The organism is Kribbella yunnanensis, from assembly GCF_039529655.1.
Classification (GTDB): domain Bacteria; phylum Actinomycetota; class Actinomycetes; order Propionibacteriales; family Kribbellaceae; genus Kribbella; species Kribbella yunnanensis.
The window spans coordinates 1-14283 of sequence record NZ_BAAANF010000017.1; the positions used below are offsets into that span (position 1 = coordinate 1).

Sequence of the window (14283 nt, forward strand, 5' to 3'; positions counted from 1 at the left end):
GACGACCGACCAGTCGTCCACACATAACCGAGGGTGCACCAAACCCGGGACGGTTCAATGATGGCCCTCGGAGGCTGCGCGGGCAAAGTGTCGGTCGCCCAGAACCCGACGTGGGACGCTACGGCACCGACAAGCTCGGAGAAGCCGGCGGCGGTGGATCTGCCCACCGGTTGCGAGCAGCAAAATGTCATGTCGCTCTGCCAGACCTATGACGTCAGCGGCGGCATGGCGGTGCAGACGAATGTGACCGTGTACGCCGAGACCGGCAATCCCAACGCGAACACTGAGTCCACCACCTGCGAGAAGCTCGCGAACAACACCGAGGGCTTCGCGTTCGGCGGACCGCAGGACGGGATGCTCGCCGGCCAGTCGACCCAGTTGTACTTCAGCGCCCCGGACTACAAAGGTCCCGGGCAGTATCCCGCTGGGGGTGCGTACATCGGCGAGTTCCAGAAGGACAACGGCGGTTCGGCGACCTTCGAGGTGAAGCCCGACGGATCCGGTGTCGTCACGATCAGCGGACTCCAGTCCCACGCCGGCGACAAGATCGACGGAACCATCAAGTGGACCTGCGTCGAGGCAAAGAAGTGATCCGGGTGCAGCCTTTCGGGCAGTAGCCGCTGCCCGATCGGTACGGCGGATCGTCGGGTGTCCGGGCCCTGTCAAGATGTGCAGGTGGAGCTGGCAGTGCGGGTTCTGGGGCCGACCGTGATCGAGGCCGGTGGCACGAGCGTTCGGGTCGATCGACCGTTCGAACGTGCTCTGGCCGTTCGGCTCGCGCTGGCCCACGGTAGCGGCGTACCCGACGACACGCTGATCCGCGATCTGTGGAGCGAGGACGCTGCGGCCAAGCCGGTCGAGCGGTTGCGGGCCTTGGTCTATCGGCTGCGGCAGACGCTTGGCGATCACGCGTCCGCGATCCGCCGAACCAGCAGCGGCTATGCCTTGGCAGCCGAGCCGGTCGACCTGGTCGCGGTGGATGCTCTGGTCGGTGCGGACCAGCTCGACGAGGCGCTTCAGCACTGGCGTGGAGAGGCGCTGGCCGATCTGCGGACCTTCCCGTTCGGTGCGTTGGAAGGTGTTCGACTGGATGCGCTGCGGCTGAGTCTGCGCACCCAGTCGATCGAGGCCAAACTCGCAACCGGCCAGAGCGATCCGGCTGAGCTCGAACAGTTGGTTGCCGAGAACCCCTTGCACGAGCGGGTCGTCGGGCTGTCCGCGATCGCGCTGTACCGCAGCGGCCGTCAGGCCGAAGCACTGCAACGACTAGCTGGTCTCCGCAAGGCGCTCGTCGACGAACTGGGGATCGATCCGGCTCCCGAGACCATCGCCCTCGAACTGCGGATTCTCCGGCAGGATCCGGATCTCGCCGATCAGCAGACAGTACGTCGTACCGGGGTGGGGAGGAGTGCATTCGTGGGTCGCGACAGCGAGCTGGAGACCCTGCTCGGATTGCTGACCTCACCGACGTTGATCACCCTGACCGGTGGACCCGGTATGGGCAAGACGCGGCTGGCCCGTGAGATCACGGCGGCCGTTCAGTCGCGCAACGGCCGGCCGATCGTGTGGCTCGACCTCGCCACCCTCGGCGTGGGCGAAGCCGTCCTGCCGGCGCTGGCCGCCGCCGCAGATGTCGAGGCGGGTACTGGTGATCCGCTGCCGCGGATCCTGGACAAGCTGGGCGGCGCACTGCTGGTCGTCGACAACGCCGAGCACCTGGTGGACGAGGTCGCCGAGCTCTTGCTGCGGATCCGCAGCAAGGCCGTCGGCCTGGCGGTGTTGGTGACCTCACAGCGTCCGTTGCGGATCAGCGAGGAGGAGGTCCATCAGGTTGGGCCGCTTAGCCGCGAGGCCGCCGGGGTGTTGTTCTGCTCGCGCAGCGGTCTCCAACCCAGCGATCAAATCGACCTGATCTGCGAGGCGCTCGATCGGCTGCCGCTGGCCGTCGAGCTCGCCGCCGGACTCACCCGGACATTGACTGTCGACCAGTTGGCTACCAGGATTCAGCACCGGCTCAGATTGCTTGTCTCCGGCAACCGTGACACGGGCATCCGGCACAGCAGCCTGCGGGCAGCTCTGGACTGGAGTCACTCGCTGCTCGAATCACCGGGCCAACTGGTGCTCCGGCGGCTGGCCGTGTTCGTGGGCGGCTGCACGCTGGAGGCGGCCGAGCAGGTCGTGTCCGGCGACGGCATCCACCCGGCCGACGTCGTACCGATCCTGGTCGATCTCACCGACCGCTGCTTGATCGGCGTGGAGCTGGATGGCGAGGGGGTTCGCTACCGGCTGCTGGAAACGGTTCGCGACTTCGCGCTCGAATGCTTGCAGGCTGCGGGCGAGGAGACCGCCGTACGGCGTCGTCATGCGGAGTGGTGCACCGAACTCGCGGCCAGGACCGAGAAGTACGGCGGATCGAACCATCGCGAGCTCCTGAGCGAACTCAGCCAGGAGGAAGCCAATCTGCGCGCAGCCCTCGACTGGTCGCTCGGACCGGATGGCGATTCCGGCAGGGTGCTGGCGATCGCGGCGCCGACCTGGTGGTACTGGTGGAGCCGCGGTCTGAAGGAGCCGGCCCAGGACTGGCTCCGCCGAGCGATCGAGATTGGCAAGCCGGAGCGGACTCGCGAGTGGGGTGTCGCACTGCGATCGCTTGCCACGTTGACCCGCTACAGCGGCGGGTACGCCGAGGCGCGCGTACTGGGTGAGCAAGCGCTCGAGCTGTTCCGCGAACTCGGGGACCACATCGCCGAGGTTTCCGCCCTCGTCGGGTTGTCGATCACGAGCATCACCCTGCAGGACTTCGAGAATGCGTTAGCGCAGGGGCGCCAAGCGATCGACAAGGCGGAACCGCTGGACAACCAACGGATGCTGGGAACAGCCGTCAATGTCACCGGCGTTGCCCTGCGCAACCTCGGCCGCTTCCGCGAGGCGGAGGAGATGTTCACCCGAGTCCGCGACCTCTGGAGCGACGACCCCCGCGGCCTCGCCGCGGCGCACAACAACCTGGCGACGGTCGCGTGGCAGTTCAAGGAACTCGAGCGCTGTCGCGAGCTGTGCCTGGAGTCGCTGCGCCTGTACCGCGAACTCGACCTGTCTGAGGGGATGGTCGACGTACTGGAGTTGCTAAGCAGCCTCGAGGTAGAGGAGGGCCGCCCGGCAGTCGCCCTCCGCCTGCTGACCGTCTCAGCCACCCAACGCCTCCGCATCGGCTCGCCCCTAGTCATTCCAGACGAACTCGCCGCCCGCGCCCGCGCCGAAGAACTAGCCCGCCGCATGCTAGGCCCCGACGCAGCCGCCGTGATCACCACAGCCCAAGACGAACCAATCGCCCCTGTAGTCGATTCCTTACTGGCATGACCGCCGAGCGGTGTCACGGATGTGTGATGTCGGTGAGACGGGGGCTCGGGAAGCTCAGGTGACAACTCATTTCCAGCGGGAGTAGCACCTGATGAAGAGAATTGACTACCGGTACGCCGTCGTGGCGGTTGCCCTGGCTGTAGGCGTGCTCAGTGGTTGTTCCGACCAGCCGGCGGCGGCGCCGAAGCCGGTCGTGAACACCACCCAGCAGGCCAAGCCGACGGGACCGACCGGGGATGCGAGCGAGCCGGTTGCGCCGACCGGAGAGCCCGCCGGTGACCAGCACCCGTTCTGCGCCAAGGTGACGGCCAACGGCGAAGTGCTCGACTCGATGTCCGATACCACCGCGATGAGCGACGCCGAGAAGAACAAGATCAAGGAGCAACTGACCGGGTTGGCCGAGGCCGCTCCGGCCGAGATCAAGCCGGTCATGGAGCAGATCGCCACCGGCTACGAGAAGTTGATGAACGGCAAGATCACCGCCGAGGACGAGGAAGAAGCACAGGCAGTCTCGGCGGCGGTTCTCAAGTTCGGCGAGTGGATGACCAAGAACTGCACCACCTGATCTGCGCAAGGCTGATCGTGTGCACGGAGGGCGGGCCGTGCACACGATCGTTGCCTGCTCAGGACGGCCAGGGTTCGGTCGTCACCGCGGTGGTGAAGACGGGCTTGTCGGCCTGGGTGACGGTGACTTGTACGACGCCCTGCGCGGGACCCGGCTCGGCGGTGACGAAGCACGGTTGGTCGAACTCGACGTACCGAAGGAACTTGGTGTCGAAGCGGGTGGTGGCCACCGGGGTCGGGGTGGTGGCTTGTGCGGCCTGGGCCGCGGCTTCGAGGAGGACCATGCCGGGGACGTGGTCGTGGGGATGGTCGAACAGGACGCAGTGCGTGGTGTCCACGCGCAACTGCCAGCTCAGCGGCTGGTCGATCGGAGTCAGTACGACGTTGCGGGTGTCGCTCCGACCCACCAGTGCCGGAGCGACGGGGGCGGTGAGCCGGATCGCTTTGCCGAATGCCTCCTTCGCGGAGGCATAGGGGCCGCGGAGGCGGTCGTAGATCGCCGGGGGATGCGCGCTGTAGCGCACCTCGGCGCCGCCGATCCGGCGGCCGTCGCTGACGGCGTCGATCCGCGAGACCAGGTAGACCGACCCCATCCGGCGCCGGGTGACGCTCGGGTGACTGACCAGCAGGGTGACCTTCTTCGCGCTGGTCTGGACGTCCAGCGCGCTCGGAAGAATCCACGAGTTGATCTCTTCCCAGCCGAGCCGGTGACCGAGCGGAATCGAATGAATACGTTGGCTGAGTAAAGCGAGTGCTTGCCGAAGGCTTTCGGTGAAGATCAATGGTGTGTAATGGTCGCGCTCTGTGTAGAACACGTGACTCTGCGGCCAGATCGCGGTGACGTCCTGGACGAGATCGGGCAGTTCTCGCCAGTCGGTGACGAGGGCCTCGTCGGATTTGGCCTTGCGGACAAGCGATTGGATGGGTGGTTCGGTCGGTGGCGCGGCGTCGGTGGTCACGGTCATGGCAGGTTTCCCCCCTGTGGGACGACAGGAATGGGACACGGACGGGTGGTCCCGCCCAGTGTCCACGTATAAATTAAATAATGTTGTTCTTTTCGTGAAGCGATTCGGGTCAGATTGCAGGGGAGAGGATGTCTTCATGGCTCCACGGGTGGTGAAACAGGCGCGCGCCGAGCGGACCCGGGCGGCGGTGATGCTGGCCGCGGCCGAGGTGTTCGCGGAGAACGGGTTCTCCGGTGCCAGTGTCATGAAGATCGCGGACCGCGCCGGCGTGACGCTGGGTGGGGTGTATTTCCACTTCCGGTCGAAGGAGGAGCTGGCCCGGGCGATCGTGGCCGGCCAGCCGGAGTTCGTCGTACCGCCGGAGACGTCGCACGGCCTGCAGCGGGCGATCGACGTGACCCGGGTGTGGGCGCGGCAGCTCGCGGAGAGCCCGATGCTGCGGGCCGGCGCCCGGCTGGTCTGGGAGCAGGACCGGTTCATGCCGGCGGGGGAGAACTCCCATCAGCAGTGGACCGGCCTGATGGCGGCCGATCTGCAGTCCGCGGTCGACGACGGTGAGCTGAAGCCCGAGGTGGACATCCAGGCGATCGCCCGGATGATCGTCAACGCCTGCACCGGCGCTCAGATGCACTCGTACGTCGAGACTGCGCACGAGGACCTGGTCGAGCGGGTCGAGGAGATCTGGCGCTGCCTGCTCCCGGCCCTCGGGGTATCTGACGAGTGCAAGGGAATCAAGGGGATCGGGCGTGACTGAAGCACTGGCCGGCAAGACGATCATGATCACCGGCGCCTCCAGCGGGATCGGCGCCGCGGCCGCCCGGTCGTTCGCGGCGGAGGGGGCGGCCGTCGTACTGATGGCTCGTCGGAAGGACAAGCTCGAGGAGATCGCCGCGGAGATCCGGGCGGCCGGCGGCCGGGTCGAGGTCGCTGCGGGCGATGTGACCGACTCCGATGCGGTGGAGCAGGCCGTCGCCACAGCGGTGAGCGCGTTCGGCGGGTTGAATGGTGCCTTCAACAACGCGGGCTGGGGGACGATCGGGACGCTCGTGCACGAGACGAGCGACGACGACTTCGAACGCACGATGGGCGTCAACGTCCGCGGGACCTGGAACTGCCTCAAGCACCAGTTGCCGGTGATGATGGAGTCGGGTGGCTCGGTGGTCAACACCTCCAGTACGGCGGGGGAGTTCGCCACTGGCGCTGGTGCGGCCTACGTTGCCGCCAAGCACGCCGTACTGGGTCTGACCCGGGCTGCTGCGGCTGAGTACGGGCAGTACGGCATCCGGATCAATGCGCTGATCGTCGGCACCACCCGCACCGAGTTGATCGAGGAGGCGATCCGCGCGTTCCCGCCGCTGGAGCAGGGAGCGGTCGCCCGGCAGATCCAGCCGCGGATGGCCGAGCCGATCGAGGTGGCCCGGGCTGCGGCCTGGTTGATCAGTGATCAAGCCTCGTTCATCACCGGCGGAGCGATCCCCGTCGACGGCGGCGCGAGCGCGATTTAGCCATCTAGTGCCACTTGGCCAGATGTTGACCGGACTTCGTTGACGAGAAAAAAAAGATCACTATGATTTTAGTGTCCTGGGGGGACGCTGCCGGTGAGGTCTCGTTTCGAGGGGCATGTGAGGTGAGCAGTGGCACAAGGGACTGTGCGCGTTCTTGTGGTCGAAGGGATCTCGGCGGAGATCGAGGCCAGACGGCAGGATCTGCGCAGGCAAGGGTATGCAGTGAGCAGTGTGGACACCGGAGCCAAGGCGTTGCGGGCGCACCGGAGTTCCGATTTCGTCTTGCTGGACTTGGATCTTCCCGATATCGACGGGCTCGAGGTGTGCCGGTCGATCCGCGGTGCCGGTGACAAACCGATCATCACGGTCTCCTCTGGTGGGACGGAGACGGATCGGATCCTGGCTCTGCAGGCCGGAGCGGACGACTGTGTGGATGCACGCTGCGGTTCGCGGGAGATGCTGGCCCGGGTCGAGGCGGTACTGCGGCGGACGCTGCCGTGCCGGCAACCGGGCCGGGTGATGACGGTGGGCTCGTTGAGCCTCGACGTTCAAGCGCATGAAGCACGGGTGCGTGGTGAGCCGGTCCGGTTGACCGGCAAGGAGTTCGAGCTGTTGCACAAGCTGGCCTCGCATCCGGACGAGCCGGTGTCGCGCAAACAGTTGATGGCCAGTGTCTGGGAGACGAGCTGGGCCGACTCGAGCCGCACGATCGACACCCATGTGCGGAGTCTGCGGGCCAAGCTCGGATCCAGTTCCTGGATCATCACGGTCCGCGGTGTTGGCTACCGGATCGGCAGAGGATAAAGAGGTGCCGTGTCCGTCCCGGGAAAACCCCACGACGGACACGGCCTCTTCGGCGATCAGGCTGCGTTTGGTCGCCGGCTCGGGAAGCCGTGCTTGCGGGCGAGGACGGCAACCAGCAGCACGGGGATGACCAGCACGAGCACGCCCCAGGGGAACGATTTCGGGCCGAGGACCGCGAGCAGGATGCCGCCGACAGCGCCGCCGCCGGCCATGAACGAGTTCCACGTGGTCACCAGGAGCGCCTGCCCCCGATCGCCACCGGCGTCGGTGACGGCCGTCTGCAGCAGCGTCGTGACGCCACCCCAGCTCAGGCCCCAGATGACCATGGCGGCGTACACCACGAGGTCGCTGTCGGCCGCGAGTCCGAGCATCGCCGCCGCGATGACGAACATCGCCGCGGAGCCGATGGTCAGGCCGCGCAGCTTGCGGTCGACCAGTGCGCCGGTGACCACGATGCTGACGACCGAGGCGATACCGAAGACCAGCAGTACGACGTCGCGCCGTCCGCCCATTTGGTACTCGTCGAGGAAGGTCGAGATGTAGGTGTAGAGGATGTTGTGCGCCAGCACCCAGGCCGCGACCGTGAACAGTACGGCGACGACGCCCGGAAGCTTGAGTGCCTTGAAGATCGGCTCACGCTGTCCGACCGGCTGGCCAGGTGTGGACGGGACGGACAGCCCCATCCAGCCCAGCAGTAGGACCGAGAGTGCGGCCACGATGCCGAAGGTGACTCGCCAGCCGAAGAGGTTGCCGAGGAACGTGCCGACCGGGATGCCGAGGGCCAGTGCGAGGGGGACACCGGCCATCGTGATCGAGATGGCTCGGCCTTGCAGGTGTGGCGGCGCCAACCGGCGCGCGTAGCCGACCAGCTCGGCCCAGACCGCGGCCGCTGCGATACCGGCCAGCAGGCGGAAGCCCATGGTCAGCACGTAGCTGGAGGAGATCGCGGTGACGATGTTCGCGAGGCCGATCATGGCGACCGCGAGCAGCAGCAGTTTCTTGCGGTTCCAGGTCGCGGTCGCCACGGACAACGGGATCGCCGAGACGCCGGTCGCGATAGCATAAATCGTCAGCGACTGGCCTGCTGCGGACTCGCTGACCGACAGGTCGCGGGCCATTTCCGGCAGCACGCCGGCGGGTAGGGCCTCGGTCAGGATGCCGACGAACGCCGCGGTGCTCAGCGCCAGCAGGGGTGACCAGGGGAGCTTGTTGTTCCCGCCCCCGACGGGCGGTGGAGAGATCTCAGTCTGGGAAGCAGCCATGGGAGATATACTCAAACCTTCTCATTGATGTACAGGTCAAGGTCTTTGGACATGTGAGGTGCACCACATGCGGATCGGAACTCTGGCGGAGCGGACCGGGACGTCCCGGCGGTTGTTGCGCTACTACGAGGAGCAGGGCCTGATCGGCTCGCAGCGATCCGCCAACGGCTACCGGGACTACGCCGAGTCCTGTGTGGACAAGGTGATCCAGATCCGCGGCCTGCTGGACGCCGGACTGCCGACCCGGGTCATCCGGGAGGTCCTGCCGTGTATGGACACCCCGCGGGCGATCCGGATCTCCGCGCCCACCGAGGAGACGGTTGCGCTCCTCGAAGGCGAGCGGGACCGGATGTCCGAGCGCATCCGCTTCCTCGAGCGCAACCGCGATGCCATCTCCGAGTACCTGGTCGCGGTCCGGGAGGCTCAGGCAGAGGGCGCCCCCCAGACCCCGAACCCGTCCGAGGCCGCGGTCTCCGCCTGACCGGCGTACACGACGTCGTTGGCCAGGACGACACCATGGCTGGCGATGTCGAAGATGATCCGGTCGCCGTCGGCGATCCGATACCCCGCGTGCCAGCTGGCCTTGTCCGACCCGAGGAGCAGGTAGTTCACCAGGCCGGGCCGCCGCATGCCGGCGTAGGAGAAGAGGTTGTCGACCATGTCCGGGACGCGCTGGAAGATCGAGTCGGCGCCGGCTGAGAAGTCACCCTTCCAGGCGACCTCGCCGTCGCGTTCGATGATGATCTGCCCGGTGACGGTGGTCGGCGGTTCGCCGAGGAACAGCCACGGGGTCAGCGACGTGTCACAGAGCTTCGCGTACGGCGTCCATCCCCACGGGTTCTGCAGATGCAGCCCGATGTCGTTCAGGTCGTTGCCGAACGTGTAGCCGGCGTAGTGCGGGTTGCCGAACTCGTCGTTGACGAAGACCAGCCCGACCTCCGGCTCCTCGAGTAGTTCGTCCGCCGTGGACGGCACGGTCAGCGGACCGCCGTTGGTCTCCAGCCACGAGCCGAAGCCCTTGATCAGCCAGTTCGGCGCCTTGAACTCCTCGTCCGGAGCAGGCGGCGCCGGGAACTTGGAGCGATGCGTGCCCATGAACCCGGTGACGAGCGAGTTGTTCGAGGCGGGCAACAGCGGCGGCAGGAAGTGCACCTCCGGGTCGTCGGCCGAGACCGTGATCGTGTCGGTCCCGGAGGTCAGCGAGTCCAGCAGCGCCTGCGTGCCGCCACCGGCCAGTACGGCGTTCCGCAACTGGTCCTCGGCCACCGGGAACAGGGTGACTGGCGCATCGGTCGGCAACCCCACCCCCGCGTAGCGCCGGCCGCGGAACTCAACTTCGAAGATGACGGTGGACATTGCTCTCCTTGGTGTTGGTCAGGTGGGTCAGGACTTCGGTCAGGCGGTCGATGGACGCGCTGATCCAGGGCAGCGTGAGCGGGTCCGGCGCTATCAGGGCGGCTGAACGCTCGGCATCGGTCTCGCCGTACAGGCGGCTGGTCGCGGCCCGGATCCGCAGTGAGCGCTGGGGTTCGCCGAACGCCGTGCCGGGGAGCAGGGCGACGCCGTACCGGGTGCTGAGTAGTTGGGTGAGTTCGTCGCTGCTGTTGACGCCGAGCTGACCGCGAAGCGGCTCGAAGTCGGGGTAGAGGTAACAGGTGGCCTGGACCGGGGCGAGTTCGGCGCCGATCGCGGTGAAGACGGTGGCAACTTCCCGTACGACGCGTTCGTGCAACCGGCGAGACGCCGTCACTCGCTCGATCACCTCCGGCGGTTCGGCCAAGGCGTACGCAGCCGCCGCCTGGACGGGAGCCGTCGTACTCGACCAGACCTGGCTGGCGATTCCGATGAGCCGGGTGCGGAGTTCGTCGGTTGGCAGGCGGGCGATGCCGAGCCGCCAGCCGCCGACGGCCAGGTTCTTCGTCAGGCCGGTGGTGACGACTGTGCGTTCCGGTGCGTAGGTCGCCGGGGAAACGGTGGGTGCGTAAGCCAGGTCGCAGTAGATCTCGTCGGAGATGATCACCAGGTCCAGTTCGCGCGCCACTTCGGCGAGTTCGCGAACCGTCTCGGGCTTGGCGATCGTCCCGGTCGGATTGTCCGGCAGTGTCACCACGACACTGCGCGGATTTCCGCCTTTGGCTCTAGCGTTGAGCACGCGTCGGCGGAGCTCGGTCGGATCCGGTACGCCGCCTTCCCCGGGCCGCGTCCGTACCGGAATCGACTGCAGACCGGCGAGCTGCGCCTGCGCGGCATAGCTCACCCACGTCGGCACCGGTACGACGACATCGCCGCCGACCGCGAGCATGAGCGCGAACAGCAGCGGTTTCGTCCCCGGCCCACAGACCACGTCGGCCGGATCGGTCGGCAGACCGCGACGACTCCAGTAGCCCGCAGCCGCCAACCGCAGTTCGGCCGAACCGGCCACCGGCCCGTACGCGTTCCGGCCCGCCGCTGCGATCAGGCGCTCGCGCAACTCCGGCAGAACCGGTAGCCCGATCTCACCGGTGGCCAGGAACAACACCTGCTCCCCGGCCAGCCGCCGCCGTTCGAACTCCTGGTCGGCGGCCAGGGTCGCAGACATCTTCATGCGTAGAGCTTTCGCAGCTCGACCTTGCGAACCTTGCCGGTCAACGTCTTCGGCAGTACGTCGACGACTTCCAGTCGCTCCGGGTAGAACCGTTCGTCCTGACCGGCCGACCGGAGGTGCGCCTGAATCTCCTGCAGGGTCGGCCAAGTGTTGCCGTGGGCAACGGCGACTGCCAGGATCGGGTCGTCCGTCGAGCCGGTGGTTCCGACCAGCGCTGCCTCGGTGACCTTCGGGTGCTGGGAGATGACGGCTTCCAGCTCGGCCATCGGTACGACGATTCCGTCCCGCACGATCGTGTCTTTCGCCCGGCCGAGGATCCGGATGCCGCCGCGACCGTCTTCACGCGCCACGTCACCGGTGTCGAACCAGCCGTCCTCGGACACCTCGGCGTCGAACACGTCCTGCTGCTTGAAATACCCGAGCGCTTGCGATGCGCCGCGGACTCGCAGCCGGCCAACGGGAGCACGCTTCGACGGGTCGTGGCAGAGGTCGACGCGAATCTCCATCGAGTCGATCGGCCGGCCGTGGCTGTGCGCGGCCCAGTCCTGGTCGTAGTCGAGCCGGGTGATCGTGATCGGACCGAACTCCGACATCCCCCAGACCGAGTACGTCCGCGACCCGAACGTCGATCGCATCTCGTCGACGAGCCCCTGGAGCACCGGCGCCGCACCGGTGACCGTGTGCTGAAGGCTCGAGACATCGTGCGGATCGGCCTGCTGGACCCGTGCAACACCGCTGAGGGTTGGAGGGGGACCGTACAGAAGCGTGGCGCGATAGCGCTCCACGAGGTCCAGCAGGCCGGCTTTGTCGGGACCGTCCTGGAAGGCGACCGTCCCGCCGAGCAAGACGCTGGCGAGCACCCCCTGGCCGAAGCCCGAGTAGTGCACCAGCGGTGTGGTGTTGGCGACGACCAGGTCGTCGCTGAGCATGAACGCGTCCACATAACCCCGTACGCCGGAATGCACGGTGTTCTGACTGTGGACAACACCTTTGGAGAAACCCGTCGTACCGGAGGTGAACAGCACGACGAAGGGATCATCAGGCCGCAGCTGTCGACCCGTGAGATCGGATGTGTCTTCCCAGTGCGTGCGAATGAAGTGGTCATGGAACGCGGCCGTGCCGACCACGATCAGGTGCTCGAGCGGCAGCTCGTCCTGCATGGCGCCGATATCGTCGGCCAGCTCCGGGACGGTGATGCACACCTTGACCTCGGTCAGTGCGAGGCGGTGGTGCAGTTCGTCACCTTGGCACTCGGGAGCGATCGGGACGATCACCGCGCCGACCGCCATGGTCGCGAACATCAGCGGCACGATCTCCCACCGGTTCGGGAGTTGGACCGCGACAGTGTCACCGCGCTCAATCCCCAGCTGTAGAAGGGCTCCTGCGAACCGATCGGTCAGCGTGGACAGCTCCGAGTAGTCGAGAGTGTCGGTATGGGCCTCGTCGAGCCGGCGGCCAGCGATGGCGAGCTTGCGGGGCCGTTCGCGAGCCTGCTTGCGCAGGTCGTCGAGGAAGGTGTCGTCCCGCCACCAGCCACGACGCCGGTACTCCGCAGTCATCGGCCGCGCTCCGCACGTCGTACGGCGAGGAGTTCGGGCAGCGGATCGCCCGCACCGGCCTTGGCAATCTCCAGCAGGGCCTGGGTGTTGAGCTTCACCCGGTTGCCAACCCAGTCGAAGACCCACGCCTTGCGGGCCTCCGCCTCGAGATCGAACGGCACGACGCGAGTGACCGCGAGCGCCGCCGAGGCCGCGCCGCCGATGTTCGCGATCACGCCAGGGACCAGTACGGCGCCGGCCGCGCGCGCCTTCTCCTGAGCCTCGGGAGTGGAGGCGATATTGGCGCCCTCGACAACGAGTTCGGCCCGGAGTCGGTGCACGTTCTCGTCGTTCAGTGCACGCTTCTGGGCTGCGAGGATGAGCAGGTCCGCGTCGACATCCAGCCAGGCGTCCGATTCACTCGATACCGTGACGTTGGCCGGCAAGCGCGTGCGGTCGATCCGGCCGAACTCGTCGGTGATCGCGATCAGTTCGTCGACCGGCAACCGGTCGGCGCTGATCGTGCCGTCGATGTCGGCAACCCCGACGACCACGTGACCGCGGGCCTGGAGGAACTGCGCGACCGCACGGCCGACCGCGCCGAAGCCCTGGACGACGACCCGCGCTTGTTTGCGGCCGCTGGCCTCCAGCGCAGTCACCGCGCCGACGCCGACACCGTGGCCGGTGCAGTCGATCAGCGGCTCGTAGTACGTTCGCCAGTCGATCGGCATGTCCGGGGCGCCGAGGCGGTAGCGCGGGTCGTACTTGGCCTCTTCGAAGAAGATCGCGCGGTCGGCCGGGGTTACGCCCATGTCGATGCCGAGGTGGATTCCCCCGTGCAGCAAGGGTTTCACGGTCCGGCCGAAGGTCTTGAACGTCGTCTCCCGGTCGGTGCCGTCGGAGACGATGCCGGCCTTCGCGCCGCCGATCGGCAGACCGGCCAGGGTGAACTTGTGGGTCATGTCGCGGGCCAGCCCGGCCACCTCCGCCTCGGTGACCCCGGGCGTCATCCGGGTACCGCCCATACCGAGGCCGTCGTACAGGGAGTCGATGACGACCCAGCCCTTGATCTCGCCGCCGGCGCCGTTCAGGTGCACGGTCAGGGCGGGCTTGTCGTGCTCAGTCATGCGAGAAGTCCTTTCAGAGGAAGAGCTGGGCGAAACCGCGGAGGATCTCGCGGCCGTCGTCGCGGAACTCGAGGTGGGCCTGGGATCCGAGGATCCGGCCGTCGTCCGAGCGCAGGAACTCGACCGGCGCGTGGTCCGAGCGGCCGATGGACCGGAAACCGACCGGTGCCGCCTGCAGATACAGGGTGTGCCGGTGGAAGACCGTCACGGTCGGCTTCACGAAGGTGAACAGTGCCTCGCTCTTGTCCACCTCGGCGTCGTGCCCGCCGACCCGCTGCTCACCCTCGGCCAGCTCCGCGCCTTGGGAGACAGCGATGATCTGCATCCCGCCGCAGATCCCGAAGACCGGGACGTCGGCGGTCATGACGAGATCGATCAAGGGCTTGTAGTACTCGGTGTCGTAAGCCCGCACCTTGGTCCCGCTCAGCACGATCGCCTGGTGGCTGCCGCTCAGCTTCGCCGGCACCTCGGTGCTGCTGACTACATCGGTCGCCGCCCCGAAGTCCTCGAACCGCTTCCGGAGCTGAGGCAGAGACAAGGTCTTGTTGTTGACGACCAGCACACGAGCTTGCGCCAT

At 67.1% G+C, this 14283-nt stretch carries 14 protein-coding genes; 7 read left to right on the forward strand and 7 right to left on the reverse strand.

What is annotated here, in order from left to right:
- The first annotated feature begins 57 nt into the window (after positions 1-57).
- From ABD231_RS23560 to ABD231_RS23570, 3 genes are all read left to right on the forward strand, one after another.
- Complete coding sequence (locus ABD231_RS23560) at positions 58-591, forward strand: hypothetical protein (protein WP_344155866.1); 534 nt, start codon at positions 58-60, stop codon at positions 589-591.
- A gap of 84 nt (positions 592-675) precedes the next feature.
- Positions 676-3357: an ATP-binding protein gene (locus ABD231_RS23565; RefSeq protein ID WP_344155869.1), complete on the forward strand. Its 2682-nt coding sequence runs from the start codon at positions 676-678 to the stop codon at positions 3355-3357.
- 91 nt (positions 3358-3448) lie between these two features.
- Positions 3449-3922 carry a hypothetical protein gene (locus ABD231_RS23570; protein WP_344155872.1) on the forward strand — a complete coding sequence of 158 codons (474 nt, stop codon included), beginning with the start codon at positions 3449-3451 and terminating at the stop codon, positions 3920-3922.
- Between the two features lie 58 nt (positions 3923-3980).
- On the opposite strand, the gene ABD231_RS23575 is transcribed toward ABD231_RS23570, so the two are convergent.
- On the reverse strand, positions 3981-4886 hold the full coding sequence (locus tag ABD231_RS23575; protein WP_344155875.1) for a ScbA/BarX family gamma-butyrolactone biosynthesis protein: 906 nt from the start codon (positions 4884-4886) through the stop codon (positions 3981-3983).
- A gap of 136 nt (positions 4887-5022) precedes the next feature.
- Between ABD231_RS23575 and ABD231_RS23580 the strand changes: the two genes are divergently transcribed.
- The 3 genes from ABD231_RS23580 to ABD231_RS23590 all read left to right on the forward strand — a co-directional run bounded on the left by ABD231_RS23580 (position 5023) and on the right by ABD231_RS23590 (position 7195).
- Positions 5023-5640: a ScbR family autoregulator-binding transcription factor gene (locus ABD231_RS23580; RefSeq protein WP_344155878.1), complete on the forward strand. Its 618-nt coding sequence runs from the start codon at positions 5023-5025 to the stop codon at positions 5638-5640.
- Positions 5633-6391 (forward strand): SDR family NAD(P)-dependent oxidoreductase, encoded by a 759-nt coding sequence (locus ABD231_RS23585; protein ID WP_344155881.1) that lies wholly within the window; start codon positions 5633-5635, stop codon positions 6389-6391. Before ABD231_RS23580 ends, ABD231_RS23585 begins: the two co-directional genes overlap by 8 nt.
- Before the next feature lie 156 nt (positions 6392-6547).
- The gene (locus tag ABD231_RS23590) at positions 6548-7195 is read left to right on the forward strand and encodes a response regulator transcription factor (protein ID WP_344158193.1); all 648 of its coding nucleotides are present in this window, start codon (positions 6548-6550) and stop codon (positions 7193-7195) included.
- A 56-nt stretch (positions 7196-7251) separates the two neighbouring features.
- Here the strand turns inward: ABD231_RS23590 and ABD231_RS23595 are convergent, their stop codons facing one another.
- Positions 7252-8457 carry an MFS transporter gene (locus tag ABD231_RS23595; RefSeq protein ID WP_344155884.1) on the reverse strand — a complete coding sequence of 402 codons (1206 nt, stop codon included), beginning with the start codon at positions 8455-8457 and terminating at the stop codon, positions 7252-7254.
- A gap of 67 nt (positions 8458-8524) precedes the next feature.
- Between ABD231_RS23595 and ABD231_RS23600 the strand changes: the two genes are divergently transcribed.
- Positions 8525-8938, forward strand: coding sequence for a MerR family transcriptional regulator (locus ABD231_RS23600; protein WP_344155887.1), 414 nt, complete (start codon positions 8525-8527; stop codon positions 8936-8938).
- Here the strand turns inward: ABD231_RS23600 and ABD231_RS23605 are convergent.
- The 5 genes from ABD231_RS23605 to ABD231_RS23625 are packed head-to-tail and all read right to left on the reverse strand — an operon-like array spanning position 8881 to position 14283.
- On the reverse strand, positions 8881-9813 hold the full coding sequence (locus tag ABD231_RS23605; RefSeq protein WP_344155890.1) for a hypothetical protein: 933 nt from the start codon (positions 9811-9813) through the stop codon (positions 8881-8883). The two genes, ABD231_RS23600 and ABD231_RS23605, sit on opposite strands and share 58 nt — an antisense overlap.
- Entirely contained in the window at positions 9788-11041 is a 1254-nt protein-coding gene (locus tag ABD231_RS23610) for a pyridoxal phosphate-dependent aminotransferase (RefSeq protein ID WP_344155893.1), read from the reverse strand. Before ABD231_RS23610 ends, ABD231_RS23605 begins: the two co-directional genes overlap by 26 nt.
- Positions 11038-12600: an AMP-binding protein gene (locus ABD231_RS23615; protein WP_344155896.1), complete on the reverse strand. Its 1563-nt coding sequence runs from the start codon at positions 12598-12600 to the stop codon at positions 11038-11040. The genes ABD231_RS23610 and ABD231_RS23615 overlap by 4 nt, the downstream gene beginning before the upstream one ends.
- Positions 12597-13706, reverse strand: coding sequence for a Glu/Leu/Phe/Val dehydrogenase dimerization domain-containing protein (locus tag ABD231_RS23620; protein ID WP_344155899.1), 1110 nt, complete (start codon positions 13704-13706; stop codon positions 12597-12599). The genes ABD231_RS23615 and ABD231_RS23620 overlap by 4 nt, the downstream gene beginning before the upstream one ends.
- Before the next feature lie 13 nt (positions 13707-13719).
- Positions 13720-14283: a glutamine amidotransferase-related protein gene (locus ABD231_RS23625; RefSeq protein ID WP_344155902.1), complete on the reverse strand. Its 564-nt coding sequence runs from the start codon at positions 14281-14283 to the stop codon at positions 13720-13722.

Bases quoted from the DNA above. Each gene is read 5' to 3' on its own strand.
- ABD231_RS23560 (WP_344155866.1), top strand. From the start codon at position 58: ATGATGGCCCTCGGAGGCTGCGCGGGCAAAGTGTCGGTCGCCCAGAAC.
- ABD231_RS23570 (WP_344155872.1), top strand. From the start codon at position 3,449: ATGAAGAGAATTGACTACCGGTACGCCGTCGTGGCGGTTGCCCTGGCT.
- ABD231_RS23575 (WP_344155875.1), bottom strand. From the start codon at position 4,886: ATGACCGTGACCACCGACGCCGCGCCACCGACCGAACCACCCATCCAA.
- ABD231_RS23580 (WP_344155878.1), top strand. From the start codon at position 5,023: ATGGCTCCACGGGTGGTGAAACAGGCGCGCGCCGAGCGGACCCGGGCG.
- ABD231_RS23595 (WP_344155884.1), bottom strand. From the start codon at position 8,457: ATGGCTGCTTCCCAGACTGAGATCTCTCCACCGCCCGTCGGGGGCGGG.
- ABD231_RS23600 (WP_344155887.1), top strand. From the start codon at position 8,525: ATGCGGATCGGAACTCTGGCGGAGCGGACCGGGACGTCCCGGCGGTTG.
- ABD231_RS23605 (WP_344155890.1), bottom strand. From the start codon at position 9,813: ATGTCCACCGTCATCTTCGAAGTTGAGTTCCGCGGCCGGCGCTACGCG.
- ABD231_RS23610 (WP_344155893.1), bottom strand. From the start codon at position 11,041: ATGAAGATGTCTGCGACCCTGGCCGCCGACCAGGAGTTCGAACGGCGG.
- ABD231_RS23615 (WP_344155896.1), bottom strand. From the start codon at position 12,600: ATGACTGCGGAGTACCGGCGTCGTGGCTGGTGGCGGGACGACACCTTC.
- ABD231_RS23620 (WP_344155899.1), bottom strand. From the start codon at position 13,706: ATGACTGAGCACGACAAGCCCGCCCTGACCGTGCACCTGAACGGCGCC.
- ABD231_RS23625 (WP_344155902.1), bottom strand. From the start codon at position 14,283: ATGGCGCAAGCTCGTGTGCTGGTCGTCAACAACAAGACCTTGTCTCTG.